Annotated in this window: 22 protein-coding genes; 11 read left to right on the forward strand and 11 right to left on the reverse strand. The window is 57.4% G+C overall.

The genetic code is table 11. The annotated features are described in order from the left end of the window. Positions 1 to 157: 157 nt before the first annotated feature. The gene (locus OHL22_RS23725; RefSeq protein ID WP_263342299.1) at positions 158 to 1,069 is read right to left on the reverse strand and encodes a WD40 repeat domain-containing protein; all 912 of its coding nucleotides are present in this window, start codon (positions 1,067 to 1,069) and stop codon (positions 158 to 160) included. Between the two features lie 136 nt (positions 1,070 to 1,205). Between OHL22_RS23725 and OHL22_RS23730 the strand changes: the two genes are divergently transcribed. The 3 genes from OHL22_RS23730 (at position 1,206) to OHL22_RS23740 (ending at position 2,767) form a co-directional block, all read left to right on the forward strand. Beyond that, the gene (locus OHL22_RS23730) at positions 1,206 to 1,382 is read left to right on the forward strand and encodes a ClpX C4-type zinc finger protein (protein WP_263342301.1); all 177 of its coding nucleotides are present in this window, start codon (positions 1,206 to 1,208) and stop codon (positions 1,380 to 1,382) included. A 67-nt stretch (positions 1,383 to 1,449) separates the two neighbouring features. Beyond that, on the forward strand, positions 1,450 to 1,686 hold the full coding sequence (locus tag OHL22_RS23735; protein ID WP_263342302.1) for a hypothetical protein: 237 nt from the start codon (positions 1,450 to 1,452) through the stop codon (positions 1,684 to 1,686). A gap of 319 nt (positions 1,687 to 2,005) precedes the next feature. After that, positions 2,006 to 2,767: a GNAT family N-acetyltransferase gene (locus tag OHL22_RS23740; protein WP_263342303.1), complete on the forward strand. Its 762-nt coding sequence runs from the start codon at positions 2,006 to 2,008 to the stop codon at positions 2,765 to 2,767. Positions 2,768 to 3,069: 302 nt separating this feature from the next. On the opposite strand, the gene OHL22_RS23745 is transcribed toward OHL22_RS23740, so the two are convergent. Then, positions 3,070 to 4,050: a sugar phosphate isomerase/epimerase family protein gene (locus OHL22_RS23745; protein WP_263342304.1), complete on the reverse strand. Its 981-nt coding sequence runs from the start codon at positions 4,048 to 4,050 to the stop codon at positions 3,070 to 3,072. A gap of 171 nt (positions 4,051 to 4,221) precedes the next feature. Here OHL22_RS23745 and OHL22_RS23750 point away from each other — a divergent pair, with 171 nt between their 5' ends. Together OHL22_RS23750 and OHL22_RS23755 are read left to right on the forward strand one after the other, a co-directional pair. Beyond that, complete coding sequence (locus tag OHL22_RS23750; protein ID WP_263342305.1) at positions 4,222 to 5,280, forward strand: fatty acid desaturase; 1,059 nt, start codon at positions 4,222 to 4,224, stop codon at positions 5,278 to 5,280. Between the two features lie 50 nt (positions 5,281 to 5,330). Next, positions 5,331 to 5,633, forward strand: coding sequence for a DUF962 domain-containing protein (locus OHL22_RS23755; protein ID WP_263342306.1), 303 nt, complete (start codon positions 5,331 to 5,333; stop codon positions 5,631 to 5,633). Between the two features lie 175 nt (positions 5,634 to 5,808). Here OHL22_RS23755 and OHL22_RS23760 read toward each other — a convergent pair whose 3' ends face one another. The 3 genes from OHL22_RS23760 to OHL22_RS23770 all read right to left on the reverse strand — a co-directional run bounded on the left by OHL22_RS23760 (position 5,809) and on the right by OHL22_RS23770 (position 10,077). Continuing rightward, positions 5,809 to 6,909 (reverse strand): Kelch repeat-containing protein, encoded by a 1,101-nt coding sequence (locus OHL22_RS23760; protein WP_263342307.1) that lies wholly within the window; start codon positions 6,907 to 6,909, stop codon positions 5,809 to 5,811. Positions 6,910 to 7,236: 327 nt separating this feature from the next. Next, positions 7,237 to 9,111 carry a hypothetical protein gene (locus OHL22_RS23765; RefSeq protein WP_263342308.1) on the reverse strand — a complete coding sequence of 625 codons (1,875 nt, stop codon included), beginning with the start codon at positions 9,109 to 9,111 and terminating at the stop codon, positions 7,237 to 7,239. A 171-nt stretch (positions 9,112 to 9,282) separates the two neighbouring features. Then, entirely contained in the window at positions 9,283 to 10,077 is a 795-nt protein-coding gene (locus OHL22_RS23770; RefSeq protein ID WP_263342309.1) for an ROK family protein, read from the reverse strand. Between the two features lie 161 nt (positions 10,078 to 10,238). Here OHL22_RS23770 and priA point away from each other — a divergent pair, with 161 nt between their 5' ends. Both priA and OHL22_RS23780 read left to right on the forward strand, forming a co-directional pair. Continuing rightward, positions 10,239 to 12,710 carry a replication restart helicase PriA gene (gene priA, locus OHL22_RS23775; protein ID WP_263342310.1) on the forward strand — a complete coding sequence of 824 codons (2,472 nt, stop codon included), beginning with the start codon at positions 10,239 to 10,241 and terminating at the stop codon, positions 12,708 to 12,710. Between the two features lie 342 nt (positions 12,711 to 13,052). Continuing rightward, positions 13,053 to 14,546, forward strand: a complete 1,494-nt coding sequence (locus OHL22_RS23780) for a sugar transferase (RefSeq protein WP_263342311.1) — start codon at positions 13,053 to 13,055, stop codon at positions 14,544 to 14,546. Positions 14,547 to 14,577: 31 nt separating this feature from the next. Here OHL22_RS23780 and pyrF read toward each other — a convergent pair whose 3' ends face one another. The 3 genes from pyrF to OHL22_RS23795 form a co-directional block, all read right to left on the reverse strand. Then, on the reverse strand, positions 14,578 to 15,360 hold the full coding sequence (gene pyrF, locus OHL22_RS23785) for an orotidine-5'-phosphate decarboxylase (protein ID WP_263342312.1): 783 nt from the start codon (positions 15,358 to 15,360) through the stop codon (positions 14,578 to 14,580). Positions 15,361 to 15,384: 24 nt separating this feature from the next. After that, positions 15,385 to 15,894: a septal ring lytic transglycosylase RlpA family protein gene (locus OHL22_RS23790; RefSeq protein ID WP_263342313.1), complete on the reverse strand. Its 510-nt coding sequence runs from the start codon at positions 15,892 to 15,894 to the stop codon at positions 15,385 to 15,387. A 334-nt stretch (positions 15,895 to 16,228) separates the two neighbouring features. Beyond that, a complete protein-coding gene (locus tag OHL22_RS23795) occupies positions 16,229 to 16,669 on the reverse strand; it encodes a hypothetical protein (protein WP_263342314.1) in 441 nt (146 codons plus the stop codon). Between the two features lie 355 nt (positions 16,670 to 17,024). Between OHL22_RS23795 and OHL22_RS23800 the strand changes: the two genes are divergently transcribed. The 4 genes from OHL22_RS23800 to OHL22_RS23815 all read left to right on the forward strand — a co-directional run bounded on the left by OHL22_RS23800 (position 17,025) and on the right by OHL22_RS23815 (position 21,735). Then, a complete protein-coding gene (locus OHL22_RS23800) occupies positions 17,025 to 18,227 on the forward strand; it encodes a tetratricopeptide repeat protein (RefSeq protein ID WP_263342315.1) in 1,203 nt (400 codons plus the stop codon). Between the two features lie 197 nt (positions 18,228 to 18,424). After that, entirely contained in the window at positions 18,425 to 18,673 is a 249-nt protein-coding gene (locus tag OHL22_RS23805) for a PspC domain-containing protein (protein ID WP_263342316.1), read from the forward strand. Between the two features lie 96 nt (positions 18,674 to 18,769). After that, a complete protein-coding gene (gene lysA / locus OHL22_RS23810) occupies positions 18,770 to 20,059 on the forward strand; it encodes a diaminopimelate decarboxylase (protein WP_263342317.1) in 1,290 nt (429 codons plus the stop codon). Positions 20,060 to 20,163: 104 nt separating this feature from the next. After that, complete coding sequence (locus OHL22_RS23815) at positions 20,164 to 21,735, forward strand: carboxylesterase/lipase family protein (protein ID WP_263342318.1); 1,572 nt, start codon at positions 20,164 to 20,166, stop codon at positions 21,733 to 21,735. A 10-nt stretch (positions 21,736 to 21,745) separates the two neighbouring features. Here OHL22_RS23815 and OHL22_RS23820 read toward each other — a convergent pair whose 3' ends face one another. The 3 genes from OHL22_RS23820 to OHL22_RS23830 form a co-directional block, all read right to left on the reverse strand. Then, positions 21,746 to 22,039, reverse strand: coding sequence for a DUF2277 domain-containing protein (locus tag OHL22_RS23820; protein WP_263342319.1), 294 nt, complete (start codon positions 22,037 to 22,039; stop codon positions 21,746 to 21,748). A 133-nt stretch (positions 22,040 to 22,172) separates the two neighbouring features. Further along, positions 22,173 to 22,634 (reverse strand): peptidoglycan-binding domain-containing protein, encoded by a 462-nt coding sequence (locus OHL22_RS23825; RefSeq protein WP_263342320.1) that lies wholly within the window; start codon positions 22,632 to 22,634, stop codon positions 22,173 to 22,175. Between the two features lie 346 nt (positions 22,635 to 22,980). Further along, complete coding sequence (locus tag OHL22_RS23830; RefSeq protein WP_263342322.1) at positions 22,981 to 24,648, reverse strand: trypsin-like peptidase domain-containing protein; 1,668 nt, start codon at positions 24,646 to 24,648, stop codon at positions 22,981 to 22,983. Positions 24,649 to 24,671: the final 23 nt, after the last annotated feature.

The raw sequence follows: 24,671 nt of genomic DNA on the forward strand, positions 1-24,671 counted from the left end.
TGCAGCCATGGACTCACTACTACAACCACGAAAGACCTCATGGTAGCCTCAACTACAACCCGCCCATCAGCCGCTCCGAGATACCGCTCGCCGATGGAACAACCTCTTGAGCTTCTACAGGCACCCGGCGTTCCCCAGATTAACTCACGAAAAATACCTACGACATTTTCACTTTGCCGGCTGCAATAGCGTCGAGCCCGACAAGCACGGAAGCTTTCCAAGAACCGAGCACCACGTCATTTTTTCCAGGCAAGAAGCAGATGCTGGAGGGATATGTGCATGGCACTTCTCCGACAAATGAAAGATCCGACGCTTTGTAGAAGACAAAGCGTCGCTTTTGAACTGTGCCTATATATCTGCCGTCGGGTGACCAAGCCAATGCTCTTACTGGTCCGCCAGTCTTGATTTCCTCGCTACTCGCGAGTGTTTCACCATCGATAGCTTGTGCGACCTTGATCCAGCGCCCTAGGCCTCGACGAATACATACATAACAAATCCTTGAAGCATCGGGGGAGATAGTTGCTGATGCACTAATGTCGAGGTCTAAGGCAATGACCTTGGCTGTGCCTTCTCCTATCGGCCATTTTTCTATGGTGAGATAGGGAGGCGAGGGCCAGTTTTCTCCGGGCCGTACAACTGGATGATGTTCGAACAACCAGGTGCGCCTCGTTGTGTCGTGAGAGACTCGTACTATCATTTCTCCCGGAAATGATTGCTCCGTCACGATGGTGGGCTCAAGCAGCTTGCGGACGGTGATTACTCCCTTCCACGAAGCGTCGATCAGTCTATTACCCTCAGGTGAGAAAAAGACCTCGCTTCCTTCGCCCTCTTTTTGATTCTTGTAATCGTGAATCACATTACCCGAAGCAGAGTCGAGCGCAAGAATCCTACCGCTCGTGTTTTTCACTGCGAGGATTTTGCCATCAGGCGAAAAGTCGGCTTCGCTAGCATGGGAGAATGGCAGAACCGACCAAATCCGTTTCCGGCTAGATAGGTCAAACAAATTCACGCGGCGCGAGAGGCAAACCAAGGTATTGCCGTCGTCCGAGCAGCAAATCGCATAGCCCATCGGCAATCGAAATCCTGTTGGAGGCATGACTTCAGCTTAACCGGTCTCGCAAAGGGTCCTTATCGAGGCACTACCCTTTCCTCGTTTTTCATATCAGCGAGCGCACGGGACACAGCCACTAGGCTATTCTGCCACCATGAACCCGCCTTCTACTTCCGAGCAGCGATGCTCGTGGTGTCATAGGACGGACGGCGACGTGGCATTTCTGATCGCTTCGCCCACTGACTATCCTCGTGCCTATATCTGTGATGAATGCGTAGCAGTTTGCGCCTCGATCATCGAAGAACGCTGCAGTCAGTCTCGAAAGGGGTAAGTTTCAAAACGATGCGATTTTCTACTGAGAATGGGATCGGGGTAGACATGAACTTTGAGATTGGACAATGAGAACCCGCGACGTAACGCAGGCGATTGTCACAAATGCCGAAACAATTCGACAGCTTCACGACCGGATTCGCCAGACTTTCCGGCATCGAGACGAGAGCCTCGTGAAATGGCAGGAATGGCAAGACGCTGCTCGGGATTTCACGCAACCTGGGACCGACTGGCTTTCCCGGGCGGATATTGGAGCGACACAAATTCCAACGCTCTTCAGCGAATCGTTGACGGTGACCAACTAGCGATGGAAGCAGCGATCTGCTTCCTCGAAATCCGACCTTACTTTTTTCGATCTGGATATATGTTCAAGGACATTTTGAGAAAGGTGAAGAAGGCACCGCTCTCCGAAGAACAGTCTGCCCGTCTCAAAGTCGTCCTCGCAAACGTCGAGGAGTGGCGACGGAGCAAGCGTGAGGCAGTGTCCCAAAAACGGTAGGTTTCGGGATGGAGTCAACAAGGTAGATACCACGCGAATGGAGGAAAAAACTGCTATATGTCCTCGTTGCGGATTCTTCTGACCGCTATAAACTGTGAGGCGAGCGACAATCGGGGAGCAAGCCCTTGCAAGCACTGTTGGTGTCCGCTGAAGATGTACTCTCGATGCGAACACGCCATCGGGAAGAGATGAATTGCCAGATTGTCCATGATTCGATTCATCGCCGTCCGGGTTGGACTGTCACATATCGTTTGGAGGCTAATCACAAGGTTGCCGGTTTCGGTTCTGTAGCGGTCGCGGGCCCCTGGAAAGACCGGCCAACACTCCTGGAGTTCTACGTTCTTCCCGAGCATCGCGGACAGGCCTTTGCTCTTTTCGAGAGCCTGCTTGCTGCCAGTAACGCTCAGCATTTCGAGATACAAAGCAATGAAGTTCTTTCTTTTATCATGGCGCACACCTACGGTCATGACATCGTCAGCGAGAAGATCGTCTTTCGTGATGCGGAAACGACGGCTCATCCGAGCAAGAACGCGACGCTGATTCGAAACACCTCAGAGGCTGAAGCTTTGCAATGCCTGGAGCAACGCTCCGGCAGTAGCGACTGGACTCTTGAAGTCGATGGCGCTGCGATTGGCAAGGGCGGACTGGCGTTTCACTACAACCGGCCATACGCAGACGTTTATATGGAAATCGACGAGAAGCATCGTCAACGCGGCTTCGGCGCATACCTCGTTCAGGAGTTGAAACGCGCATGTTATGAGATGGGAGCTGTACCTGGGGCCCGCTGCAGCCCTCAAAACGTGGCTTCCTTCAGGACGCTTCAGCGTGCTGGTTTCGTTCCGTTTGCGCACATTCTGATTGGCTCGTTCCAAAGCAGGCCCGATTAGAGATGCATCCACTCTCTCGGGTCCTGGAGAGGATTTCACCGATAGTCAGCGTAGGTCGCGTTATCAGGACTGTTAGGCGGGTGGGTTCGCGCTTTGCACGAACGCTGCTTTATCTGTTAGAAGCAGATCCCCTGCGGGGATGACAGACAGAGGAACAACGGCAAAAACAAAAGCAAGGACAAAGGCAAAGCAGATCCTTCGCTTTGCTCAGGATGACAAGTGCTTTGTTCGGGATGCAGATGCTTTGTTCAGGGTGAAAAATGCTTTGCTTGGGATCAGAGACGCATGAGGTTGCGCTTGCTTCAGACGTGCAGGGATCTGAGGTAGGGGATGCTTGGCGGCATCAGTGCTGGATCTTCTTCTAGTTCGACGAAGTAGTTTTTTATGCCGCCTACCTTTGCGGCTTTAAAGACTGCTTTCCAGTCCACGACTCCTTTGCCTAACGGAACTTCGCGGAAGCCGGATTTGGTGGAGGGATCTTTTACCCAGTCCTGGCAGTGCATGGAGAGGAAGCGGCCTGGGTATTTATGGAAGTAGGTCACTGGGTTGTAGCCGGCCTGCATGCTGGAGACCTGGAACTGGAGTTTGGTGGTTTCGGGATTGAGCTGGGCGATCATCATGTCGTAGACCGGTTTGCCGTCGATGTGTGCGGAGACGAAGCCCTCGTTGTGCAACAAGGCGACGATGCCTGCGGCGTGCGCTTTTTCGGCGAAGACGTTGAAGGGATCGACGTAGCGTTTTACGTCATCGACTGTCTGAGTGGTTGTTGGGTTGAAGGGGCCGAGCGCGGCGATGCCCATCTGCGTCATGCCGAAGTCCTTCGCATAGGCTATGCTCTTGTCGGGTGTTTTGAAGAGCTCGTCCGGTGACCAGTGCGCGGATATGCAGCCGAGTCCCCAGTCGTTGAGCATGCGGCGGAGTTCCTGAGGTGTGTATTTCTGGAGGCTTGCGAAGTCGTCGTAGCCGTAGGGTGAGCAGAGCTCGATCTGAGTGAAGCCAGCGGCGCTTAATCCTTTCATGGTGCCGGCGAAGTCGGTGCTGATCGACTTGCGCACAGGGTAGGTCTGGCAGCCGATAGGCAGACCGAGCGGATCGGCGGATAGATGACGCGTGGAGGCGAGAAGAGTAGAAGCGGCAGCACTGCCCATGAGAAATGTTCTGCGATTCATTGTGTGCGTCATCCTCTTGAAGCGATCGAGAGAACTATAGCATCCATCGGTCTCAGCTGCCCCAGCGACGAAGACCTGCCGCCGGCGATCACGGACGGCGAGACCTTGGGGCACACACATCTCCTGTGGCTGTCGTTTGGATCTGGGCCGCCCGCCAGATCGTGATCCGAGCTATACTGGCGTCCTGCGAACAATTCAGGCTGGCCCGCCGGTTCGCATACTGCCCGCAAATCACGGAACGCGGCCTCGGCGTGTGCAGTCTAAACCCGTCAAGGTGGAGGAGCGATGAAAGTCCACCCCGATGAGTTCGCCATGGCCTGCGAATACGCAAACTCGCACGACTTTGAGCATCTCAACCCCGAGCAAATTCATCAGGTCATGGTCCGTGGCCGTGAGTTGCATAAGTGGTTCCGCGCGCATCCGCACCTGCACGCCGCCATCAGCCTCTCGGCCATCGGCAGCATCTTCGCCGTTGACTGGCTTGTGTGGATTGCGCTTGCCCGCTGGTTCGTCGCGACTGTTCCCGGTTCATGGGCTCTTATCCTCGCCGCCATCTTCACCGGCACTTTCCACAGTTGGCTCGCATACTCGCTCAGCATCTACTCCCTGCACGAGGGTGCGGCTCACAACCTCATCTTTCCCGGCAGGAGCCCGTTCAGCCGCGCGGCCAGTTTTCTGTCAACCAACATGTGCCGCCTTTCAGCCGCCGAGCCCGAATGCTACTCCGCGTGCCACATGGCGCACCACGCCAAATTCGGCACCAAGGATGACACTGAATTTCTCAACTTCATCTTCCCGCGCCGCCTCTGGCTCAACTTCCTTCCCCTCGGCAGCTTTTTTAACTACACAGATTTCTTTGTGCATCGCACATCCGCGTACACCCGCTCCAGCGCTACATCCGGCCTCATTGCAGCCATCTATAACGGACTCTATCTCTTTATGCTTTACCGTTTCTTCGGCCTGCTGTTTACCGTTATCGCATTCCTTCTCATGCCGCACATTGGCTTTTATGTGGACCGTTTGAGGCAGTTCACCGAGCACAACCTCATGCCGCTTGAGAACAACAGCGGCGCGCGCAGCCTGGGCGTGGGCTTTTGGGGGCTGCTGATTGGCGGCGGCCCGTGGGGCCAGCCCTGCCACCTGGCGCATCACATGGTCGCCAGCATCCCCTGGTATCAGCAGATCATCCTGCATCGCTACATCGTCGGACTTTTGACCGTGACTCAACGCAAGCAGTTTCTTCTGAAGCCCATCGTCGGATTTCCTGCACTGCTATGGGCCATCCTGCGAGAGTCAAATCACTTCACACGCACCTCCGCGTCGCGAGTCTTCGCCGGCGATTGACCCTATCAAGCGAGCCCATCATGGGCTAGATTGGATTCTGGAGGCGCATCGTGCTCGGAAACCGAAGCTGGGATGATTGGATCCGTCAGTACTCCACCAGCCACCAGAACCCAGTCAATCGCGCCTGCCACACTGTGGGCATCCCCATGATCGCGCTCAGCTTCCTTGTGATCCCACTCATCCTCTGGCACACCCGCTTCTGGATACTCGCCGTTGGCCTCTTCGTCGTCGGCTGGATCTTCCAGTTCATCGGCCATGCCTTTGAGGGAAAGCCGCCCGAGTTTTTTCAGGACTGGCGTTTTCTCTTCGTCGGCCTCCGTTGGTGGTTCGCCAAAATGGCTGGCAAAGTGTAAGTACGCGTGCCGTGTTCAGATCCATGACATCCATTACGAGATGTTTCCGGACAGAGGTGCACTATCCGCCGGTGGCAGGATTCGTGCTTGTGCACGAATTTGGCCGACTACGGGCCAATCCACTCACGAGGGGTACGTAGGAATGAGGTGCTGATGAATGAAATCAAACGTGCGTTTATGGTTGGTAGAGCCACGCATGATTGACTCCGGAACCTCCGGGCTTGGCGTAACCTCCTGCGAGCAAAACCCGGCCGTCGTTCAACAATGTGGCCGTGGAGAAGCAGAATCCATCCAGCAAGGAGCCTCCCACTGGAATAAATGCGCGTGAGGCCGGATCATAGACTTCTGGTTGCTCTGCACCGCCGGCAATCAGCACCCGGCCGTCTTTGAGAGAAACAACTGCTTTGGATAGTTTGAATCGGTTCTCGTTTAATTCCGGGCCGGGTGAGAATCTGCCCGTCCGAGGGTCATAAATTTGTGTGCTTGTGACACGGGTTCCGAACGGGCCACCAGCCTGTCCGCCAGCGAAGAGTACACGGCCATCCGGCAACAATGCGCCACCGAATTTAGAACGCAGTGCCGTCATTGTGCCGGTTGCAGTGAAATGCTTTGCAGACGGATCATACAAATCGGATCCAGAACTGCCTGCTACAAGCACTCTGCCATCGCTCAGAAGTACGATCTGAGTTGCATCTGATAAGTGTGTCGCACCTGTCGATTCGAACGTGCCTGTTGATGGGTGATAGAGTTCTGCCGTGAGGACAGGATTGTGCTCTGTGATGGGTGTACCGCCAATGAGCAGCACGTCTCCGGTCCTGAGAAGTGCTGCTCGGGCTTCGGCCCGTGGAACCGTCATTTTTCCGGTAGGTGTGAAAGTCCCGCTGGCAGGATCATAGAGTTCAGCGAGCGCCGTATAACAGGGTGACTCACAACCTGTCGAACCTCCAGCTACCAACACTTTTCCGTTTCGAAGGCGAGTTGCCGTAACCCCCCAGCCGTGCTGTTCCGATGGCTTTCCGGTCAGACTGAATCGCCCAGTGACCGGATCGAAGAGTTCCGCACTGGGCTCCATTACACCGTTGCGTTCGATCCCACCTACAACCAGCACGCGGCCAGTTTGCAACAGGACTGCAGCATGATCGAAACGTGCCGCGATCATTGGCCCAGTCGCGACAATGCTTCCACTACTACGGTTCGAGGCTCGTACTCCCTGCTCAGTACAACAAATGCACAGCAGGAATGTTCCAATCGTTACACCACCGATTCGCAGATTCATTGCTCTCTCCTCGTCCGATTGTCTTGAGGATATCGCCGCCGATCTTTCTGCGTTCTATGCGAATTTTGAACCGGTTGAGCGTCTACTTGCAAATCGGACTGTCGTCCACTGCAGACTTCAGGCAAATCACTTTCTGAACCTGCCCTGCCTTCACCAGTGATGCTCTTTCTGGGCTCAAGTTTGCGAATGATGCTGGATTGAAGACGGTCCTAGCGTTTGCGTGGTCTGGCGGCAGCGAGGGATGGTTGGAGAACGCGGAGCGTTTCATGGAGAAGCAGATCCCCTTCGGGGATGACAGACACAAGAGAAGAACAATGACGGTCTTGGTTAACGATGGGGTGGTGGGGTTGTTTGTTTGCGTGAGCGAAGGCCATAAATGACCAGGGCTGGCCGGTCTCCGTTGGGCGCTTTTACGTGGTTGCCGTTGGCGAGGATGGTTTCCTGCTGGAAGGTAGCGACGTAGACTTTGCCATTGGCTACGGTGGGTGGGTTGAATTTGGCGAATTGTCCGAGGCCGTCGTTGGGGTCGCCGGAGTTTTCACTGTCCCATAGCTCGCCTTTGGCTACGTTGGAAGCGTCGAAGGCGCGGAGGACACCGCGGACGACCATGTGATTGGCGTTGGCGGCGTAAGGCATTGTGGCCCAGAGGATGCCGGTTCCGTCGTGGTCGCCGTCGGCTGAGAGTGAGAGGAAGCCGCCGGGCATCCAGATGGGGTCGGTACGGTCGGGCAGGAAGAGGCCGTTGGGGAAGTTGGGATAAGGCGAAGTTTTAGGGCTGGTTTTGAAGGGGAGGTCGGGATCGAATTTCCAGCCATCACCTTTGGTTTGGGGATTGTGAACGAGCTGGTACTGTTTGAGCGGATCTTCTTCTCCCATGACATAGACGTACGCGAAGTCTTTGTGTGGCCAGATGACAGGCGCGTTGTGCAGGTTGTAGGCGAGAGGCGGCGGGGGATGAGGATGGGTGACCTGGAAGGATTGCAGTGGAGGCTGTTTACCGTGCCCCAGATCGGCGGTATCGAGCAGGTAGAGACGGCCTTCCTTGCTTCCAGTGACGGCTGTGTGTGTGCCGGGCAGAAGAGCTACTCCGCCTGAGCCGAGGTCATAGTCATCGTCCTTGAGCTGATCTTGATTGGACGCGGTAAACCAGTCGACGACTCGCAGCTTGTTCTGGTCGAGCTTGATTTTTAAAACGCTGTCGGAGAATTCGGTGATGCCGTCGTAGGAGCCGTTGCCCGTGGAGAGATAGATGTAGCCGTCACTGTCGACGGATGGGCCTGCGCCGCTCATCCATATGCCGCCTTCGCCTTCTACGGGAAGTCCGTTGACGCGCTTGGAGCCGGTACCGTTGGGCGTGGTGCAGAGGATGTCGATGAGTTTCGGAGTGGAAGCGTTGGAGACGTCGTAGGCGAAGAGCCAGCCATGATAGGGTCCCATGTCGCAATGGCTGCCGAAAGCTACGTAAAGAACGTTGCCGGCGAGGAGCAGCGCGGGGCGATTGAGTTGATAGAGGGCGTTGAAGGAGATGTGCGCATCGATTCCGGAGCCGGTTGAGCCGTAACCGTGACCGCTGACCTGGCCCTCGATAGGGATCGAGCCGAGGATGGATCCGTTAGAGAGATTGAGGGCGTAGAGGGTGTAGGCGTAGGTCTTGCCGCGTTTGGTTTTGGCCGCGGTGAAGATTACTCCGCTGCGTGGGGCTGCGTCTTGTGTGAGCTTGATTGCGGGGGTGCTGGTGATGCCGACCTGGAGGGTCATGTCGGTGCAGTAGGGGGCGTTGAGAGCGGCGTAGAGCGTGGATGTAGGAACGGCGGGGCCGAGATTGGTGCGCCAGATCTGGGCTGTTGTGGAGCGCGGGTTGGTGTCTTCGGCGTCGAAGCCGTAGACGCTGTTGTTTTCCGTGGCGACGATGGCGACGTTGGTGGATTTGCGATTGGGGATTTGCGCCTGAGCAACGATGAGGGGCTGGGCGTAAATGTTGCCGTCAACGACGCGACGGGCAAGGCGGCCGAAGGTGTTGCGGTTGACGTTGGAGATGTTGAGAAGTTTCTCCTGCAGGTTGGTGCCGGAGCGAGTGTTGTCATTGTGCTGCGTGAGGACGCTTACCTGTGCTTGTGAAAGTAAAATGCGGAAAAGAAGAAGAACGCTTGATATGAGAACAACGCCGAACTTCGATCGCAGAACCAACCTCCCACGCAACATGAATGCAATCACAAGCGAATCTTTTCGAATAGCTCCGGTGGCAAATGGGCAGCCATGCCATGTATGGACGCAAATCCGCGAATTAAGATGCGCGCGGGCGCATTACCAGACCTGACTTAATGGTCAAAGCGTACGAATTTGGTCACTTTTTCATGGGTGAGATGCGGAGCGCTACGACTGATCGCGCCAGAGGGCAACGCCGCCGAGCAGGCCTTCTTCATTGCTCACGATGCGGGCGTTGTGGGGCAGATCGAACTTGATGTGCTTGGCGTTGCCTCCGCCTATATGGAGGAAATCCCAGTTGAAGAGCTGGGAGGTTTGGGCAAAGGCTTCCTGGAGCAACTTGTTCCAGCGCTTCTTGCCGTATTTCTTCAGGCCGCGCATGCCCACGTAGTCTTCGTAGGTTTTCTTGTGCCAAGGGTGGTGTGCCAGTTCGAGTCCGGGGCAGAGATGACCATTGGTGAAGAGTGACGACCCGAGGCCGGTGCCGAGGGTAAGGCATAGTTCGACGCCTTTGCCGAAGATGGCTCCGTAGCCCTGAATGGAGGCGTCATTGGCGACGCGTACCGGTTTCTTCCAGTGCTCCATGAGCGTTTCCTGAAGGGGAAAACCAGCCCAGGCGGGATGGAGGTTGTGTGCTTCCAACGTGACGCCTTTCTTGAGGACTCCTGGAAAGCCGACCGAGGCACGGTCAAAGTTCGCGAGCTGTTGAGGCAATAGTTGGCGCAACTCTTCGATGGCGTGGATCACACGCTCGGGCGTGGGATCGGTGGGAGTCAACGCGCGAATGCGCTCGGTCAAGGGCTGGCCTGAGGCGTCGAGGAGCATGATCTTGATGCCGGTGCCCCCGATGTCGACGGTGAGTGTGACAGGACCCTGCGTGGGGCTAGAGGCCGGCTTGCGGACTGGGGTTGACTTGGATTTCGCAGCGGATTTGGAGGCAGAGGACTTCGCACGCTTGGTCATCAGCAACCGATTGTATATGCGCTGACGCAGTGATGGTCGAGCCGTAGAAGACGGGTGAGTCAATGTTCGGTCCAGAGGAGCATAGCGGCGAGGGTGATGGCGCATTTCCGGAGTCAGAATGAGGCACTGAATACGGCTGACTAAACTGGAGACTGGCCACTATGCCCAGTTTCTGCGAAGTTGCGCTGCCGGTGCCTCTGGACCGGACATTTACCTATGCCGTGGGCGATGGTGTGTCTCCGCAGCGGGGTGCGCGGGTAATTGTGCCGTTTCGCAATGAAAAGCTGATCGGTGTGGTAATAGAAGCGCATGAGCGCGTGCCGGAGGAGTTCGACGCCAAGCCGGTGGAGACGCTCATTGATGAGGAGCCGATTTTATCGGCGCGCCTGATGGAGCTTGGCGAGTGGATGGCGCAGTATTATCTGGCTCCCATCGGCGAGGTGCTGCGGGGGATGTTGCCGCTGACGGCGGAGGTTCGCCGCACGGTGTATTACCGGATTACGGATGTGGGACGGGATGCGCTGGCAAAGAACCATGATGGCGACGATGAGGGATCGACGCGACGCCGCAAGCAAACAGACGACGATAGCAGAGACGCCGAGTGGAAGGTGCTGGAGCGGCTGGCTGACGGTGAGGCGGTGAAGTTGAGCACGCTGCGTACGGCGACGGCGGTAAGTCTGCCTCTGTTGGCGGGCATGGCGCGCAAGCGATGGATTGCGCGCGAGACCTCGGCCATGGAGCGGGATGCACGCCGCATCGAGCGGCACGCGGTGCTGGTGGTGGATGCGCGGCTGCCTGCATTGACGGCGAAACAGCAGGCGATTCTGGCGGAGCTGGCTGCGTGCGGCAATGAGATGCCGTTGCAGGCGCTACGCGAAAAGGGCATGTCGGCGAGTTCGCTGCAGACGCTGGTGCGGCGTGGACTGGTGCGGATCGAGGAGCGGCAGGCGGCGTTCCGGATGAGCGGACTGGGAGCCGGGAAGATTGGGCATCTGCTGAACGAAGCGCAGATGGAGGCGCTGGCTTCGATAGCGACGGTGCGGAGTTTTGAGCCATTTCTCTTGTATGGCGTTACGGGATCGGGCAAGACAGCGGTGTACCTGGCGGCGATGCAGCGGGTTTTGGATGAAGGTAAGGGAGCGATTCTGCTGGTGCCAGAGATTGGGTTGACGCCGGCGGCGGCTGCGCAACTGGATGCGACCTTTGGACAGCGCGTGGCACTGTTGCACTCGGCGCTGACACCGGCGGAGCGGTCGGAGCAGTGGCATCGCATTCGTCGTGGCGACGCTCCGATTGTGGTAGGCACGCGTTCAGCGGTTTTTGCGCCGGTGCCGAATCTGGGATTGATTCTGGTGGATGAGGAGCACGACAACAGCTACAAGCAGGAAGAGAGTCCGCGGTATAACGCGCGCGATGTGGCTGTGATGCGCGGGAAGCTGGAGGATGTGCCGGTGGTGCTGGGGTCGGCGACGCCTTCGCTGGAGACGTGGCAAAACGCACAAGCAGGGAAGTATCGCAGGCTGGCGATGACGGAGCGTGTGAACCATCGGCCGCTACCGCGGGTTGAGCTGGTGGATATGCGCATGGAGTTTCAGCAGACGGGGAAGGAGCAGCTCTTTTCGCGGCGGCTGATTGAGGAGACGCAGGCGGCGCTGGATCGCGGGGAGCAGGCGATGATTCTGCTGAACCGGCGCGGCTACTCGTTTGTGTGCATGTGCCGCTCGTGCGGAGAGAAGCTGGAATGCGTGAACTGCGCTATCTCGCTGACGCATCATAAGTCGTCGCATTCGCTGGATGATGTCGCGGTTGCAGGACAGCGGTTGGAGTGCCACTACTGCGGGTATCGGCGTTCGGTGCCGAAGGTTTGTCCGAAGTGTGAGAGCGAGCATCTCTACTATCTTGGTGCGGGATCGCAGCAGGGTGAGGAGCGGTTACAGGAGATTTTTCCGGCGGCGCGGATCGGGCGCATGGATCGCGATACGGTGCGGGGGCGCAGCGACATGGAGCGGGTGCTGGCGCGGCTCCATTCGGGTGAGATCAATCTGCTCGTCGGTACCCAGATGATTGCCAAAGGTCATGATGTGCATGGAGTGACCTTTGTGGGGGTGGTGGGCTGCGATCATGCACTGGCGCTGCCGGATTTTCGCGCGGCGGAGCGGGTCTTTCAGTTGATGACGCAGGTTTCGGGGCGCGCGGGGCGAGGCGAGTTGCCGGGGCGGGTGGTGCTGCAGACGTACTATCCGGAGCACTATGCGGTGCAGGCTGCTTCGGAGCATGACTATGACGGCTTTGTTACGCGCGAAATCAAGTACCGGCGATGGATGCACTATCCGCCGTTTGGTGTGCTGGCGAATCTACTGGTGGTTTCAAAGCGCATGGAAGAGGCTGCGGGATGGTCGGCAGAGCTGGGGAAATGGTTTGAGCGGATCAAGCCTGAGGGCGTGCGCGTGCTGGGGCCTTGCACTGCTCCGATTGCCCGTATTAAAGAGATTTACCGGTTTCATCTCATCTTGAAGGCGGCTTCGCGGAGGGCGCTGAATACGGCTTTGCGAGGCGCCATGGCGCATGCGGAGGAAGTGGGAATTCCGCGGCGCAATGTGATTGCCGACGTCGATCCTTTGCGGCTGTTGTAGACCTGCACGGTAGAGAGACGGCGACGGAAATGAATGTTTTTGCAATATGAGCGATGACGGCGTATAAACGTCAGTCACTCTGTTGCCGATGAAGCCAGTGACCGAATGAAACGCTGCTACGGGATGTATGCACTATGTGGCAGCAATGGTTCACGATGATACGGCTTTTGAGGTATTGGTGTTGCTGCCGATACTTCTTATCCTGAGACGCAGACTTGAGTTGCAGAGCACGCTCTCTCCCCACGTAGCCATAAGCAACGATCGCTACGGCAATCACGTTGTTTGTGTGCGGATAAAACAAGAGTAGGAACACCCCCGGAACTCCGGTGATTGGTCGGGTAAATGAGTAACTGGACTATAGACGCCACTTCCCGAGCGATTGCGTCGAAGACAGAAAGACCCAGGCTGGATTGGGCAAGACTTGAGCGCCATTTGCATCATGTAGGCACATTACAGTCGTCGGTCTATCGGATTGCGCGCAATGCCTCTCCGGCTGCAGTATTGATTGCTTATTGGTTCTTTCTCCACCCGGGTCTGATGTTTCAAGGCCCGTCGTGGTGGTATGTGCCGCGTGTGAGCGTGCTGGAAACGTTCATGCTTGGGGCTGTGACGCTGGTATCACGCATCGCGACTGGACGCAGCCGCAGCTACGGCGACGGAATTCTGCATAAGGAAATGGCCAGCGGGTTTCTGGCTGCTTTTCTCTGCACGCTGATTATTTATCCGGCGCTGCTGTCGCGGCTTGACTGGCAGGAGTCGCTGATGGTGGATTGCGGATTCTTTCTGGCGGCTTCTTTGCTGAACCTGCTGATTCTTGCCCTGGCCTGCTTTATCGGCTGGATGTCGATCGATACGATCATTCCGAAGCGCGATGTGCTGATTGTCGGTTCAGGGCCGAGCGGGCAGGCGGCGTTTGAGGAGATGCATGACTCGCCGGTGTACAACGTCGTTGGCGTTCTAGACGATACGTTTATCGGATCGGGAGAGATGCGCGAACGTTATCTGGGCGGACTGGATCTGCTTGACGCGTTGCTGAAGGAGCATCCGGTGTCGGTGGTGTATTGCTCGCTGCCGGTGAAATCGATGTATGAGCCGATTCAGCAGGTGATCGGGGTATGCGAGCAGTTTGGCGTGGAGGTGCGGCACTCTGCGCACCTGTTCCAGACGAAGATTGCGCAGCTTGACCGGGAGTCGGTGAAGAACCACTCGATTTTGCGCATGGTGCGCGAGGATTGGACGCGCTATGCCAAGCGGGCAATCGATATTGCCGGGGCGGGTACTCTGCTGGTAATGACTGCTCCGATCATGCTTGCGGCGGCGATTGCGATCAAGCTCGACAGCAAGGGACCGATCTTCTTTACGCAGGACAGGTACGGACTGCATCGCCGGCGTTTCCGCATCTTCAAGATGCGCACGATGGTGGTGAATGCAGAGGTGTTGCAGGCGCAGCTTGAGCACCGGAATGAATTTCCTGGACCGGCCTTCAAGATCAAGGCAGATCCGCGCATCACGTGCATTGGCGCGTTCCTGCGTAAGACGAGCATCGACGAGTTGCCGCAGCTGTGGAATGTGCTGCTGGGCGACATGTCACTGGTGGGGCCGAGGCCGATGTCGGTGCGCGATGTGCTGCGTATCGAGAAATCTTCGCACCTGCGCCGGTTCAGCGTGACGCCTGGTATTACCTGCATCTGGCAGATGAGCGGCCGCAACAACACGGACTTTGAAAACTGGGTTCGCCTGGATCTCGAATACATCGATTCGTGGTCGCTGCTGCTGGATCTCAAGATACTAGTCGGGACTGTTCCTGCCGTGCTTTGGGGACGCGGGGCGATGTAGCTTCGGTTGCGCTGAATACTGAAGGGCTTGATTATTCAGTAGGAGCGATGGCCAGCGCTTCGGCGATCTCGAGCAGGATGGCTTCAGCGGCTAACTCAGGCTGGGCTGCCTGTGTGATGGGACGGCCAACGACGAGATAGCTGGCGCCATCGGCGAGTGCACTGGTGGGGGTGGCGATGCGTTTCTGGTCGCCGACTTCGCTGCCGGAAGGGCGGATGCCGGGCGTGACCAGAGTTGCGGATGGTCCGGCCAGTGCGCGCAGGGCTGCCGCTTCCTGAGGAGAACAGACAAAACCATTGATGCCGGAGTCGAGGCCGGTTTGCGCGAGCAGACGGACCTGTTCGACGGGTGAACGGGGAATGCCTGTTGCTGCGAGCTGGGGCTCGTCCATGCTGGTGAGGACGGTGACGGCGAGCAGTTGCGGTGGGGACGGAAGCTTGGCGGCTGCTTCACGCGCAGCGGCCAGCATTACGGGGCCGCCCGAGGCGTGGATGGTCAGCATGGATGCGCCGAGGGAACCGGCGGAGCGGACGGCTGAGGCGACGGTGTTGGGGATGTCGTGGAGCTTGAGGTCGAGAAAGACGGAGTGGCCGCGCTCGACGAGGCGCTCGACGATAGCAGGACCGGAGGCGATGAACAGCTCCAGTCCGATCTTGAACCACTGGCATTGATCTTTGAGCCTGTCGGCAAAGCTAAGAGCAGAGTCGGCGGCGGAGAAGTCCAAGGCCACAATGAGCCGCTGTCTGGCGCACTCGTAGGGAGAAAGCTCAGGCTGGCACTCGGACGCAGCCTTGCGGGTGACCTGCTCAGCCATTGCTTCTACTCCAATTGGATTGAGTTAACGAGACGCGGCGAAGGCGGCTGGCGGGCCGAGTTCAGGCCAGTTAAGCAAGGCTGCTTCGGCACCATCGACCTTTTCCAGGCGCACGTGCGCGCTGCCCTTTCTACTAAAGCCTAACGAACGAGCTGCCGCGTAGGAAAGATCTACGATGCGTCCTGTAGGGACCGGACCGCGATCATTGACGCGAACCATGACTGACCGGCGATTACCGAGGTTGGTCACTCGGACCAGGGTGCCGATGGGAAGCGAAGGATGGGCGCAGGTAAGGAGATTCAGATCGAAGGCCTCGCCGCTCGCGGTGCGATGGCCCTGAAAACGGCGGCCATACCAACTGGCGCGGCCTGTCTGAATCCACTTGCGCGACTTCGTCGTGTTTGAGCCGCTGCGTGCATGCGAACTCTCAGTGCTGTGCGCCGAAACCCCAGCTACAGTTACCAGCAGAGCAATTGCAGCTGCGGCAAGTGTGCGATATCGGTTTCGTGCGGTGCATACTGTGTTTGTCTGCATAGGCAACTCCAAAATCATATCGGGTATGGAGTACCAAGTCAAAGATTTGAAGCAATTTATGGGCAGTTTTGCACAGTGTTAACGGGCCTCTGAGAGCCCTTAAAATTTGCGATTGCTAGTTACCGTAAAGGTAATAGCAATATTGCAACAGCCGCTTTACGGTACTTAAGTCCTTTGAGAAGAGTTGCTTTCTGTGTTGCCTGATTTTTAAACAAAAACGGTATGCACAGAACCTCCGGTAAGGCAAGTGGCAAAGAGAAAGCAAAAGACGAACGCACCGAATTTTAGTACGTGAGCCTGTTGGAAAAGCGAAATATTTTTCTTGTGACGAATTTCAGCTGACGGCTGAGAGAGGCTCGTCCGGATCGCCTTCAGGTTGCAAATCCTCGTGAGTTGGCAGGAAACGTTTGAGGTAGCGGAGGGGATCGTCGCTGACGGCCATCTGGCGCAGGTGATATTTCCAGACATCGGCTTTGATGGTGCGGCGGGTGAAGGGCTTGCGGTTGATGGTGATGACCTGGCCGCGCCCATTTACGCGTGAATACGTTTTGGCGGGAACGATGAAATTCATCTGCGCGCCCTTTTGCCAGAAAGCACGGGCGAAATCATGAGAGAAAACCAAGGCAAAGTAGTGATTTCCGGTAGCAAGAAACGCGACCGCGTCTTCCATTCCTGCCCACTCCAGATTGATGTTGTTCTGGTACCAGCGGCGAAGGTCAAAGCCGTTGGATTGCGCCTGGGCGAGAAGTAGGTGCAGTGTTTGCGAACGAGACATGGAGCCCTTCCTGCGACGTTTCATGCGTACCCCTTTTCGGCAAATAGCGACGAACAACAACCAGGCATGCATCGAACACAGGAAGAGCAGTTTCAAAGACAGTTACGGGATCAGCCTGACCGCGAGATGTCTCGACGGGGCTGATATCGCTTTTCTTCATGCTCGAATGCTATTGGAAAAGGGACTTGCAGGGGACGAAATTCTTCCGTCCTCCTAGAGGTATTAACGTCAAAGTAGGGTGCGCCTCCTTTTGTGAGCGGGAGGGATTGGATTTCACGCTCTAGGGACTGGAGCTTTTTTGCGCCCCGGATGTAGAGAAACTGCAAGGCAAATTGGCAGGAATGCTGGAGGACGATTGCGATTCGGTAAGTTGGGCTGGGTAATGCTGTTGGGTGGTCTGGGTGTTTGTGCAGGAGCTGTGGCTGAGGTGCATGGCGATGCGCTGCGTAACGATCCTGATGTGAAAGAAGCCTACCGCTATTTTTACGACCTGGATTACCCGAAAAGCGTTGCGCTATTTGAGAAGGTGCAGGCAGCGCATCCCGGGTCACCGGATGCGACTACCTTTCTGCTGGAGGCGCGGGTCTTTGAGGAGCTTTACCGGCAGGATCTGCTGGACACGACCTTCTATGCCAACGATGGATTTCTGACGGGCAAGCATCCGACGCCGGAAGATCCGACGGTGCGGGATCGAATTTTTGCTCTGGAAGATCGGGTAGAGCATGAAGCCGGTGCACGGCTGAGTAAGAATCCGCGTGATGTGGATGCGCTGTATGCGCGGGGGTGGGCACGGAGTTTGAAGGCCGCGTATCTGGCGATGGTGGAGCGAGGATTCAGCGGGTGCTTTCATCTGGCGCTCGCGGCGCATGGCGATGAGGTGAAGGTGCTGCAGATCGATCCGCAGTATGAAGACGCGAAGCTGGTGGTGGGAACCTATCAGTATGTGATCGGCGCGTTGCCGTGGGGTTTTAAGTTCCTCTTTGGGTTTGCCGGAATTACTGGCTCGAAGTCGCGCGGACTGGAGATGTTGCGCGACGACTTCGAGCATGGGCCGATGACTTCGGCTGAGGCTGGGACGGTGATGGCGCTGTTCCTGCGACGGGAGTCGAAGTATCAGGATGCGATTGCGGTGGTTCACAAGCTGGAAATGCAGTATCCGCATGATTTTCTCTTTCATCTGGAAGAGGCCAATCTGCGCAAGGACGCCGGGGAAGGCATGGCGGCGGCGAAGGCTTATGAAGATTTGATCGAGGATGCGAAGAAGCCGGGATATTTTCCGTCATCGCATGTGGAGCTGGCATATTTCGGGCTGGGAGAGGCGCTGCAGGGGCAGCGGCATTACGATGAAGCCGCGCAGGCGTATGAGCAGACGGCGTGGACGCAGGGAGTGGGCGCAGAGCTGAAACGGCGGTCGCTGGTGGATGCTGGTAAGGCTCATGATCTGAATGGGCAGCGGGCGAAGGCGGTGCAGGATTACCACTGGGCCCTGGATAATGGGGCCGACACGACGCAGGGTGAGCTGGCGAAGAAGTATCTGAAGACGCCTTACCACGAGTAGTGATTTGGGTGATGAGCGGAAAATGGAACTGATGCACATGCCCGCACGTATGCAACAGTAAGGCTGGCGAATGGATCAGCCGGGAGGGTTTAAAAATGGCCGGTTACTGCAGCAACTGTGGAAGCGTATTACCGTTTGGAGCGCGATTTTGTTCGGTGTGTGGGAGTGCTGCAACTGGATATCCCGGGCAAGGATATGTGCCTTATGCACCCAGGCTGGTGCGTCCGCTGTTTGGACGGCAGGTGGCGGGTGTCTGCATTGGATTTGCGCGGACCTACGGCTGGGATGTGGGACTGGTGAGGATTCTCACCGTGATCGGCGGAATCTTCCTTTTCCCAGTGGTGGAGATTGTGTATGCGGCTTGCTGGATCGGGATTCCGGAGGAGCCTGCGGGTGAGATGCCGATGGTGCATCCGACGCCGCCACCACCATCGCAGGCCGGCTGAGGACGCGATTACGGATCAGATGAGAGGCTGCCTTTCCGGGCAGCCTCTTCTGCTAGGCTCAGTGCAGACGATTCCTTATCTGGTTCAGGCTGACCCTTGTCTCGACTCCCTCAAATTTCCTCTTCGCGTCCGTTTGGGTATCCAGCGGATGATGCTCCGCTGAGTTGCGGAGCCCATTCACTTACAAAGCTTGCAAAGCGGTTTGGAACACCGCTGTATGTGTACAGCGGAGATCAGATGCTGGAGCGGCTGGGGCTGTTTCAGGCGGCGCTGGCGCATCGCGAGCATCTGGTTTGCTATGCGGTGAAGGCGAACTCGACGCTGGCGATTCTGAAGCTGTTCGCGGAGCGGGGTGCGGGATTCGATATTGTCTCGGGCGGTGAACTGGAGCGGGTGCTGGCTGCTGCTCCGGAGGCTGCGGGGCGAGTTGTTTTCTCGGGAGTGGGCAAGACTGCGGAGGAGATCGACCGGGCGCTGGATGCGGAGATTCTGGCTTTCAATGTAGAGAGCGAGGCTGAGCTTGCGCTGCTGGCGCAGAGGGCGGCGAAGCGGAAGCGCAAGGCGCGGTTCGCGCTGCGGGTGAATCCGGATGTGTTTGCAGAGACGCATCCGTATATCTCGACGGGACTGCGGGAGCACAAGTTTGGGATCGATATACGCGAGGCGCGGCGGATCTATGCAGGGGCGAAAGGGAATCGATGGCTAACGCCGCATGGCGTGAGCGTGCATATCGGTTCGCAGATTCGTTCGGCAGAGCCGTTTGGCGCGGCGATGATGCGCGTGGCCAAATTAGTGAAGCAGCTTTCGCAGGATGGTATTGCGATCAAGACGGTGGATGCAGGCGGTGGGCTGGGCATTGATTATCACGCTGCTCCGGGGTTTGACCCGAAGGCGAAAGTCGCGGAGTATGCCGCGGCTCTTGAGGGAGCGTTGAAGGGGCTGGATGTGCAGCTGCTACTGGAGCCGGGGCGGTTTCTGGTGGCGCAGGCCGGAGCGCTGGTGGCACGGGTGCTGTATGTGAAGCGCAATGGAAAGAAAACGTTTGTGGTGCTGGATGCGGCGATGAATGATCTGATTCGTCCTGCGCTGTACCAGGCGTATCACGAGATTGTTCCGGTGGCGCCGCGGGCTGGACGTGCGGTAACGGTCGATGTGGTGGGGCCGGTTTGCGAGACTGGAGATTTCTTTGCGCGGGATCGCAAGATCAAGCCGATTGAGCCGGGTGATCTGGTGGCTGTGCTGGATGCGGGCGCTTATGGCATGGCGCAGAGCTCGAATTACAATTCACGACCACGGCCTGCGGAGGTGCTGGTGGTGGGCAGGGAAGCGAAGTTGATTCGGCGGCGGGAAACTTTGGCGGATTTGCTTGGGCCTGAGATGGTATAGCGATTTTCTTGCGTTATGTCTGTTACAAAACATTACTGGCCGATGGAAAGCCTCGTCTTGTATGGTTTTGCGCGGGAGCAATCCGGATGCAATGGGACAAATTTATGTTTAGGACCGCGGTGGTTCTTGCGGTTTCGTTTGCCTTGGGCTTATCGGCGTGGGGCGATTCGCTATCGGTGAAAGTAGAGCAGGGCAGGGTTCACGGCAAACTAATCAACTCGGGCAAGGTGCGGGCATTTTTGGGCATTCCGTATGCGGCGCCTCCGGTGGGCGATCTGCGCTGGAAGGCTCCGCAGCCGCCAAAGAAGTTTGATGGAGAGTTTGACGCAACGAAGTGGGGACGGCATTGTGCGCAGAATGCCGTGTTTGAAGACATGATTTTTCAGGACAGCACTGGGCCGGGCGACAAGGGCTCGGAAGATTGCCTGTCTCTGAATGTCTATACGCCTGCCGCGAAGGAAAAAGGGAAGGAAAAGCTGCCGGTGATGTTCTGGATTCACGGTGGCGGGTACTCGGGCGGCAGCGCTTCGGAGCCGCGGCATAACGGAGATTTTCTGCCGCTCAAGGGCGTGGTGCTGGTGACGATCAATTACCGGCTTGGCGTATTTGGTTTTCTCGCGACTCCAGAACTGGCAACGGAGCAGGGCGGCTCGGCAGGCAACTATGGGCTGATGGATATGGTGGCCGCGCTCCAGTGGGTGAAGAAAAATATCGGCGACTTCGGCGGCGATCCGAACAATGTGACGATCTTTGGCGAGAGCGCGGGATCGTTTGCGACGAGCACGCTGATGGCGGCTCCGCCGGCGCAGGGATTGTTTGCCAAGGTGGTTGGTGAGAGCGGCGGTGCGGTGGCTTCAGGGCCGCTGGCGATGCAGCCGGTATCGGTGGTTGGGCACAAGGAGGATGATTGGGCCAAGGCTAATCTTGGGACCACGTCTCTTGCGGAACTGCGAGCCCTACCGACGGACAAGATTCTGGAGGCGGCAGGCAAGCGCGGTACGGTGGGTTTTGGGCCGGTGATCGATGGCAAGTTCCTGACTGAGGCGCCGGTGGATATCTACAAGGCTGGCCAGCAGGCAAAGGTGCCGCTGCTGGCTGGATTCAACCGTGATGAGGGATTCTTTCTCGGCGTGAATATGACGGTGGAGAAGTGGAAGGCGATGGCTGCGCAGCGCTTTCCTGAGAAGGTGGATGAGTTTCTGAAGCTCTTCCCCGGAAACACGGATGCCGAGGCGATGCGCTCGGCGACAGACTTTGGCGGGGATCAATTTATCGCTTACGGGACGTGGAAATGGATCGAGCTGGATCGCAAGACAGGCGACAAGGATATTTATCGCTACAAGCTGGATCTTGCAGCGCCGCCGAGCAAGTTTCATCCGGGATCATATGCGTTCCATTCGGACGATATCGAGTATGTCTTTGGCACGCTCGATACGCGGCCAGGAGCGGTGTGGCGGCCTGAAGATTACAAGCTCAGCGACCAGATGATGAGCTACTGGACGAATTTCGCGAAGAAGGGCGATCCGAACGGCGTGGATGGAGAAGGGAAGCCGCTGCCGGAGTGGCCGAAGTATGGCGAGGGCGATCCGGTGCTGCATCTGGATAACCCGATTACGTCGCGTCCGGATGAGAACAGGGGACGGTACGAGTTCTGGGAGTCGCAGGAGAAGCCGTAGCGTTTGAACATCACGAAGGTAGTATCTGCGGGGCGGGGCGTGTAAAGCGCTTCGCCCCGCGTGCTTTTGCCTTGGCTGCTTCTTCTTCGCGGGTATGCGGAGTGCCGGTGGTTTCAAGCGAGGCGAGCAGACGCGCGGAGATGGCCGTGACTTCGTCGACGGCGGTGAGGAAGGCGGCTTCGTTGGCCTTGGAGGGGCGGGTGAAACCGCTGATCTTGCGCACATACTGAAGCGATGCTGCGCGAATCTCTTCGGGCGTAACCGGAGGATCGAAGTTGAAGAGCATTTTGATATTGCGGCACATGAGCTTGGTCCTAGCGTTATGAATGTTGCTGATGATCGAGCGCGGCGTTGTCTTCAGCCTATTATGCCGCGCTCCAACGAAAATGGCCCGAACGAGTTTGGCGTCCGGGCCGGGTAGAACGTATTCAGATTACTTAGTGGCTGATTCCCGATGCGGCGACAAGGCCTGGAGTAGAGGAAGCGGCTGTAGCGGCAGGAGTAGCCAGCACATTGAAACTTGCACCTTTGTTTGCGTTGATGGCATCTGAATGGTCAGGACCAAGGCCGAGCTTGATGAGAGCACGGGAGTCGGGAGTGAGCTTGGTCTGCCAACCCTGGTCAGCCTGATATTTGGCCATCGCGGCTTGGGTGTCTGTGTCCCATTTGGCGCTGGGCTCTCCGGTGAGGTAGTGCTCACGAATCAGAGCAGCTTGGATCTGGGTGACACGGTCTGGATCGATGGATTGCTGGCCGTGGAGTTTGTGGGTTTTGGGAGTGACGTGGTGTTTGGTATGAGCATGTCCACTGGTAGGAGCACGGTGGACTCGCGATGCCATCGCTGGAAGTGTCAGCAATCCGGCGGTTAACAGGAGTGCGGTAGAAGAACGCAGAATCACGATAAGATGCACCTCATTATGATACGTTCCGGCTGACTCTGCCCAGTCTATGGCACGATGCCGCGACGGGACAAGAAAAAGCTCGGTTGATATCGCCAGATTCGTACATAATTCCCGCAGCGACGCGCTACGCCATCAGGAAACGGATCTAAAGCACAAAATGCTAAATTTCCGCGATCTGGCTACGACCAAGGCTTCGATGTGAAGGTATTCAGGCCTTCAGTGTAAGGCATCTTCGGAATTTGCCAGAGCTTTTCCCGAAGAGAGCCTTGGTGCGCTGGTCTCAATATCTTAAAAACCATGCGCGGTGGGCCGCTTGCGGAGCGACCCACCCTTTCGTATCATTTTACGGCAAAGTGCCTGCCGGGAAGTTGATTCCGTCCTGAATTCGTTTCGGGTTGACTACTTCGAAGACAACATCCTGGCCGGATTTAAGGCCGTTGACGATCTTGTCGAACTGATCTTTTGTCGCGGTGGGCTGGCGGTTGATGCGTGTAATTACCAGTCCCGGCTCGAGTCCCTGCTGATCGGCGAAGCTGCCAGGAGTGACGGAGAGGATAACGACTCCGCCTGTACCCAGCTTCTGTACCGTGGCGGGAGTGACTTCGCGCACGGTGATGCCGAGCTTGTTCTGGCCGGAATCTTCGCCGCCGTTCTGCGGTTGATCGTCGTCCGCGACCTCGATGGTGGAGATTTTGTCGCGGTCGGCGATGGTTACCGTTGCGTCGGCCTGCTTGCCGTCGCGCAGGTAGCCGAGGCGAACGGTGGTTCCGGGGCGCCGGCCGGCTATGTCGGAGACGAGGTCGTTGCCATCCTTGATGGGACGGCCGTCGATGGTGGTTATGATGTCGCGCGGCTTGAGTCCCGCCTTGTCGGAGGGACCTCCGGTGGTGACGGATTGCACGAGCACGCCGTTCTTGAAGCCGTAGACGCGGCCGACGGATGCGGAAAGCCCTTCGCGGAAGGTGATACCGATAGCGCCGCGCGTGACCTTGTGGTTGGGCGAGATGAGGTCGTTATAGACCTGAACAACGGTGTTGGAGGGCATGGCGAAACCGATGCCCTGATAGCCGGAGGATTGGGTGTAGATGGCGGTGTTGACGCCAATGACTTCGCTGTTCATGTTGAGCAGCGGTCCGCCGGAGTTGCCGGGGTTGATGGCGGCGTCGGTCTGGATGAAGTGCTGGAACTGTCCGGTTACGCCGGGATCGATGGTGCGGTTCTTGGCTGAGATGATGCCTGCCGTAACGGTCTGAGATAGCGTGAACGGGCTGCCAATGGCAATGACCCAGTCGCCCACTTCCGACGAGTCACTGTTGCCGAGTTTCACGGTGGGCAGGGGCTTGTCGGTCTCGATTTTGATGACGGCGAGATCGGTGGCTTTGTCGACGCCAATGACGCGGGCTTTGCGGCCGAGATCGGTGGTTTCGGGGTCGGTCGAGAGCTTGACATAGATCTGATCGGCGTTTTCGATGACGTGATTATTGGTGATGATGTAGCCCTTGGGATCAACGATGAATCCTGAGCCGAGGGAATCGCGCTCTGCACCGGAGTCATCACCATCTCCCGGAGCCTGGCCGCCAAAGAAGCGGTTGAAGAAATCCTGGAAATTGTTCTGGCCTTGACCCTGACCTTGTCCCTGATCCTGCCCGTCGCCACCGTCGCCGTTATCGTCTTCATCATCCGGGTTCTGCGGAATGGGGCGGTTTCCGTGTGGATTGGTCCGCTGCTGACGGTGATTATTTGCTTCCTTGGGAAGGGTGCGGGTGTTGATATTCACGACTGCGGGGCCAACCTGCCTGGCGATCTGGGCGAAGGCATTGGGCGCGACCGAGGTAGCGGGGACTTTGAGCGGCGTAGCGTCGGACGAGTCACCTTGACTCTCCTGGCCGCGGACTCCATGCGCAGCGTAAGACCCGATCAGGATGGCCGCGGAAAGCACAGCCAGCGCGGCAAAGGTTGATGCGAGACGGCGGCTGCGAAGCCGGTCGAGAAACGTTCGGGAAGAAGGCATAGAGTCGTTCAACCTCAGGTTTA

This window comes from Acidicapsa dinghuensis (genome assembly GCF_025685685.1).
Taxonomy (GTDB): domain Bacteria; phylum Acidobacteriota; class Terriglobia; order Terriglobales; family Acidobacteriaceae; genus Acidicapsa; species Acidicapsa dinghuensis.

Coding starts and splice junctions, on each gene's coding strand:
- OHL22_RS23725 (WP_263342299.1), bottom strand. CDS start 1,069: ATGGGCTATGCGATTTGCTGCTCGGACGACGGCAATACCTTGGTTTGC.
- OHL22_RS23730 (WP_263342301.1), top strand. CDS start 1,206: ATGAACCCGCCTTCTACTTCCGAGCAGCGATGCTCGTGGTGTCATAGG.
- OHL22_RS23735 (WP_263342302.1), top strand. CDS start 1,450: ATGAGAACCCGCGACGTAACGCAGGCGATTGTCACAAATGCCGAAACA.
- OHL22_RS23750 (WP_263342305.1), top strand. CDS start 4,222: ATGAAAGTCCACCCCGATGAGTTCGCCATGGCCTGCGAATACGCAAAC.
- OHL22_RS23760 (WP_263342307.1), bottom strand. CDS start 6,909: ATGAATCTGCGAATCGGTGGTGTAACGATTGGAACATTCCTGCTGTGC.
- OHL22_RS23765 (WP_263342308.1), bottom strand. CDS start 9,111: ATGTTGCGTGGGAGGTTGGTTCTGCGATCGAAGTTCGGCGTTGTTCTC.
- OHL22_RS23770 (WP_263342309.1), bottom strand. CDS start 10,077: ATGACCAAGCGTGCGAAGTCCTCTGCCTCCAAATCCGCTGCGAAATCC.
- priA (WP_263342310.1), top strand. CDS start 10,239: ATGCCCAGTTTCTGCGAAGTTGCGCTGCCGGTGCCTCTGGACCGGACA.
- OHL22_RS23780 (WP_263342311.1), top strand. CDS start 13,053: ATGAGTAACTGGACTATAGACGCCACTTCCCGAGCGATTGCGTCGAAG.
- pyrF (WP_263342312.1), bottom strand. CDS start 15,360: ATGGCTGAGCAGGTCACCCGCAAGGCTGCGTCCGAGTGCCAGCCTGAG.
- OHL22_RS23790 (WP_263342313.1), bottom strand. CDS start 15,894: ATGCAGACAAACACAGTATGCACCGCACGAAACCGATATCGCACACTT.
- OHL22_RS23795 (WP_263342314.1), bottom strand. CDS start 16,669: ATGTCTCGTTCGCAAACACTGCACCTACTTCTCGCCCAGGCGCAATCC.
- OHL22_RS23815 (WP_263342318.1), top strand. CDS start 20,164: ATGTTTAGGACCGCGGTGGTTCTTGCGGTTTCGTTTGCCTTGGGCTTA.
- OHL22_RS23820 (WP_263342319.1), bottom strand. CDS start 22,039: ATGTGCCGCAATATCAAAATGCTCTTCAACTTCGATCCTCCGGTTACG.
- OHL22_RS23830 (WP_263342322.1), bottom strand. CDS start 24,648: ATGCCTTCTTCCCGAACGTTTCTCGACCGGCTTCGCAGCCGCCGTCTC.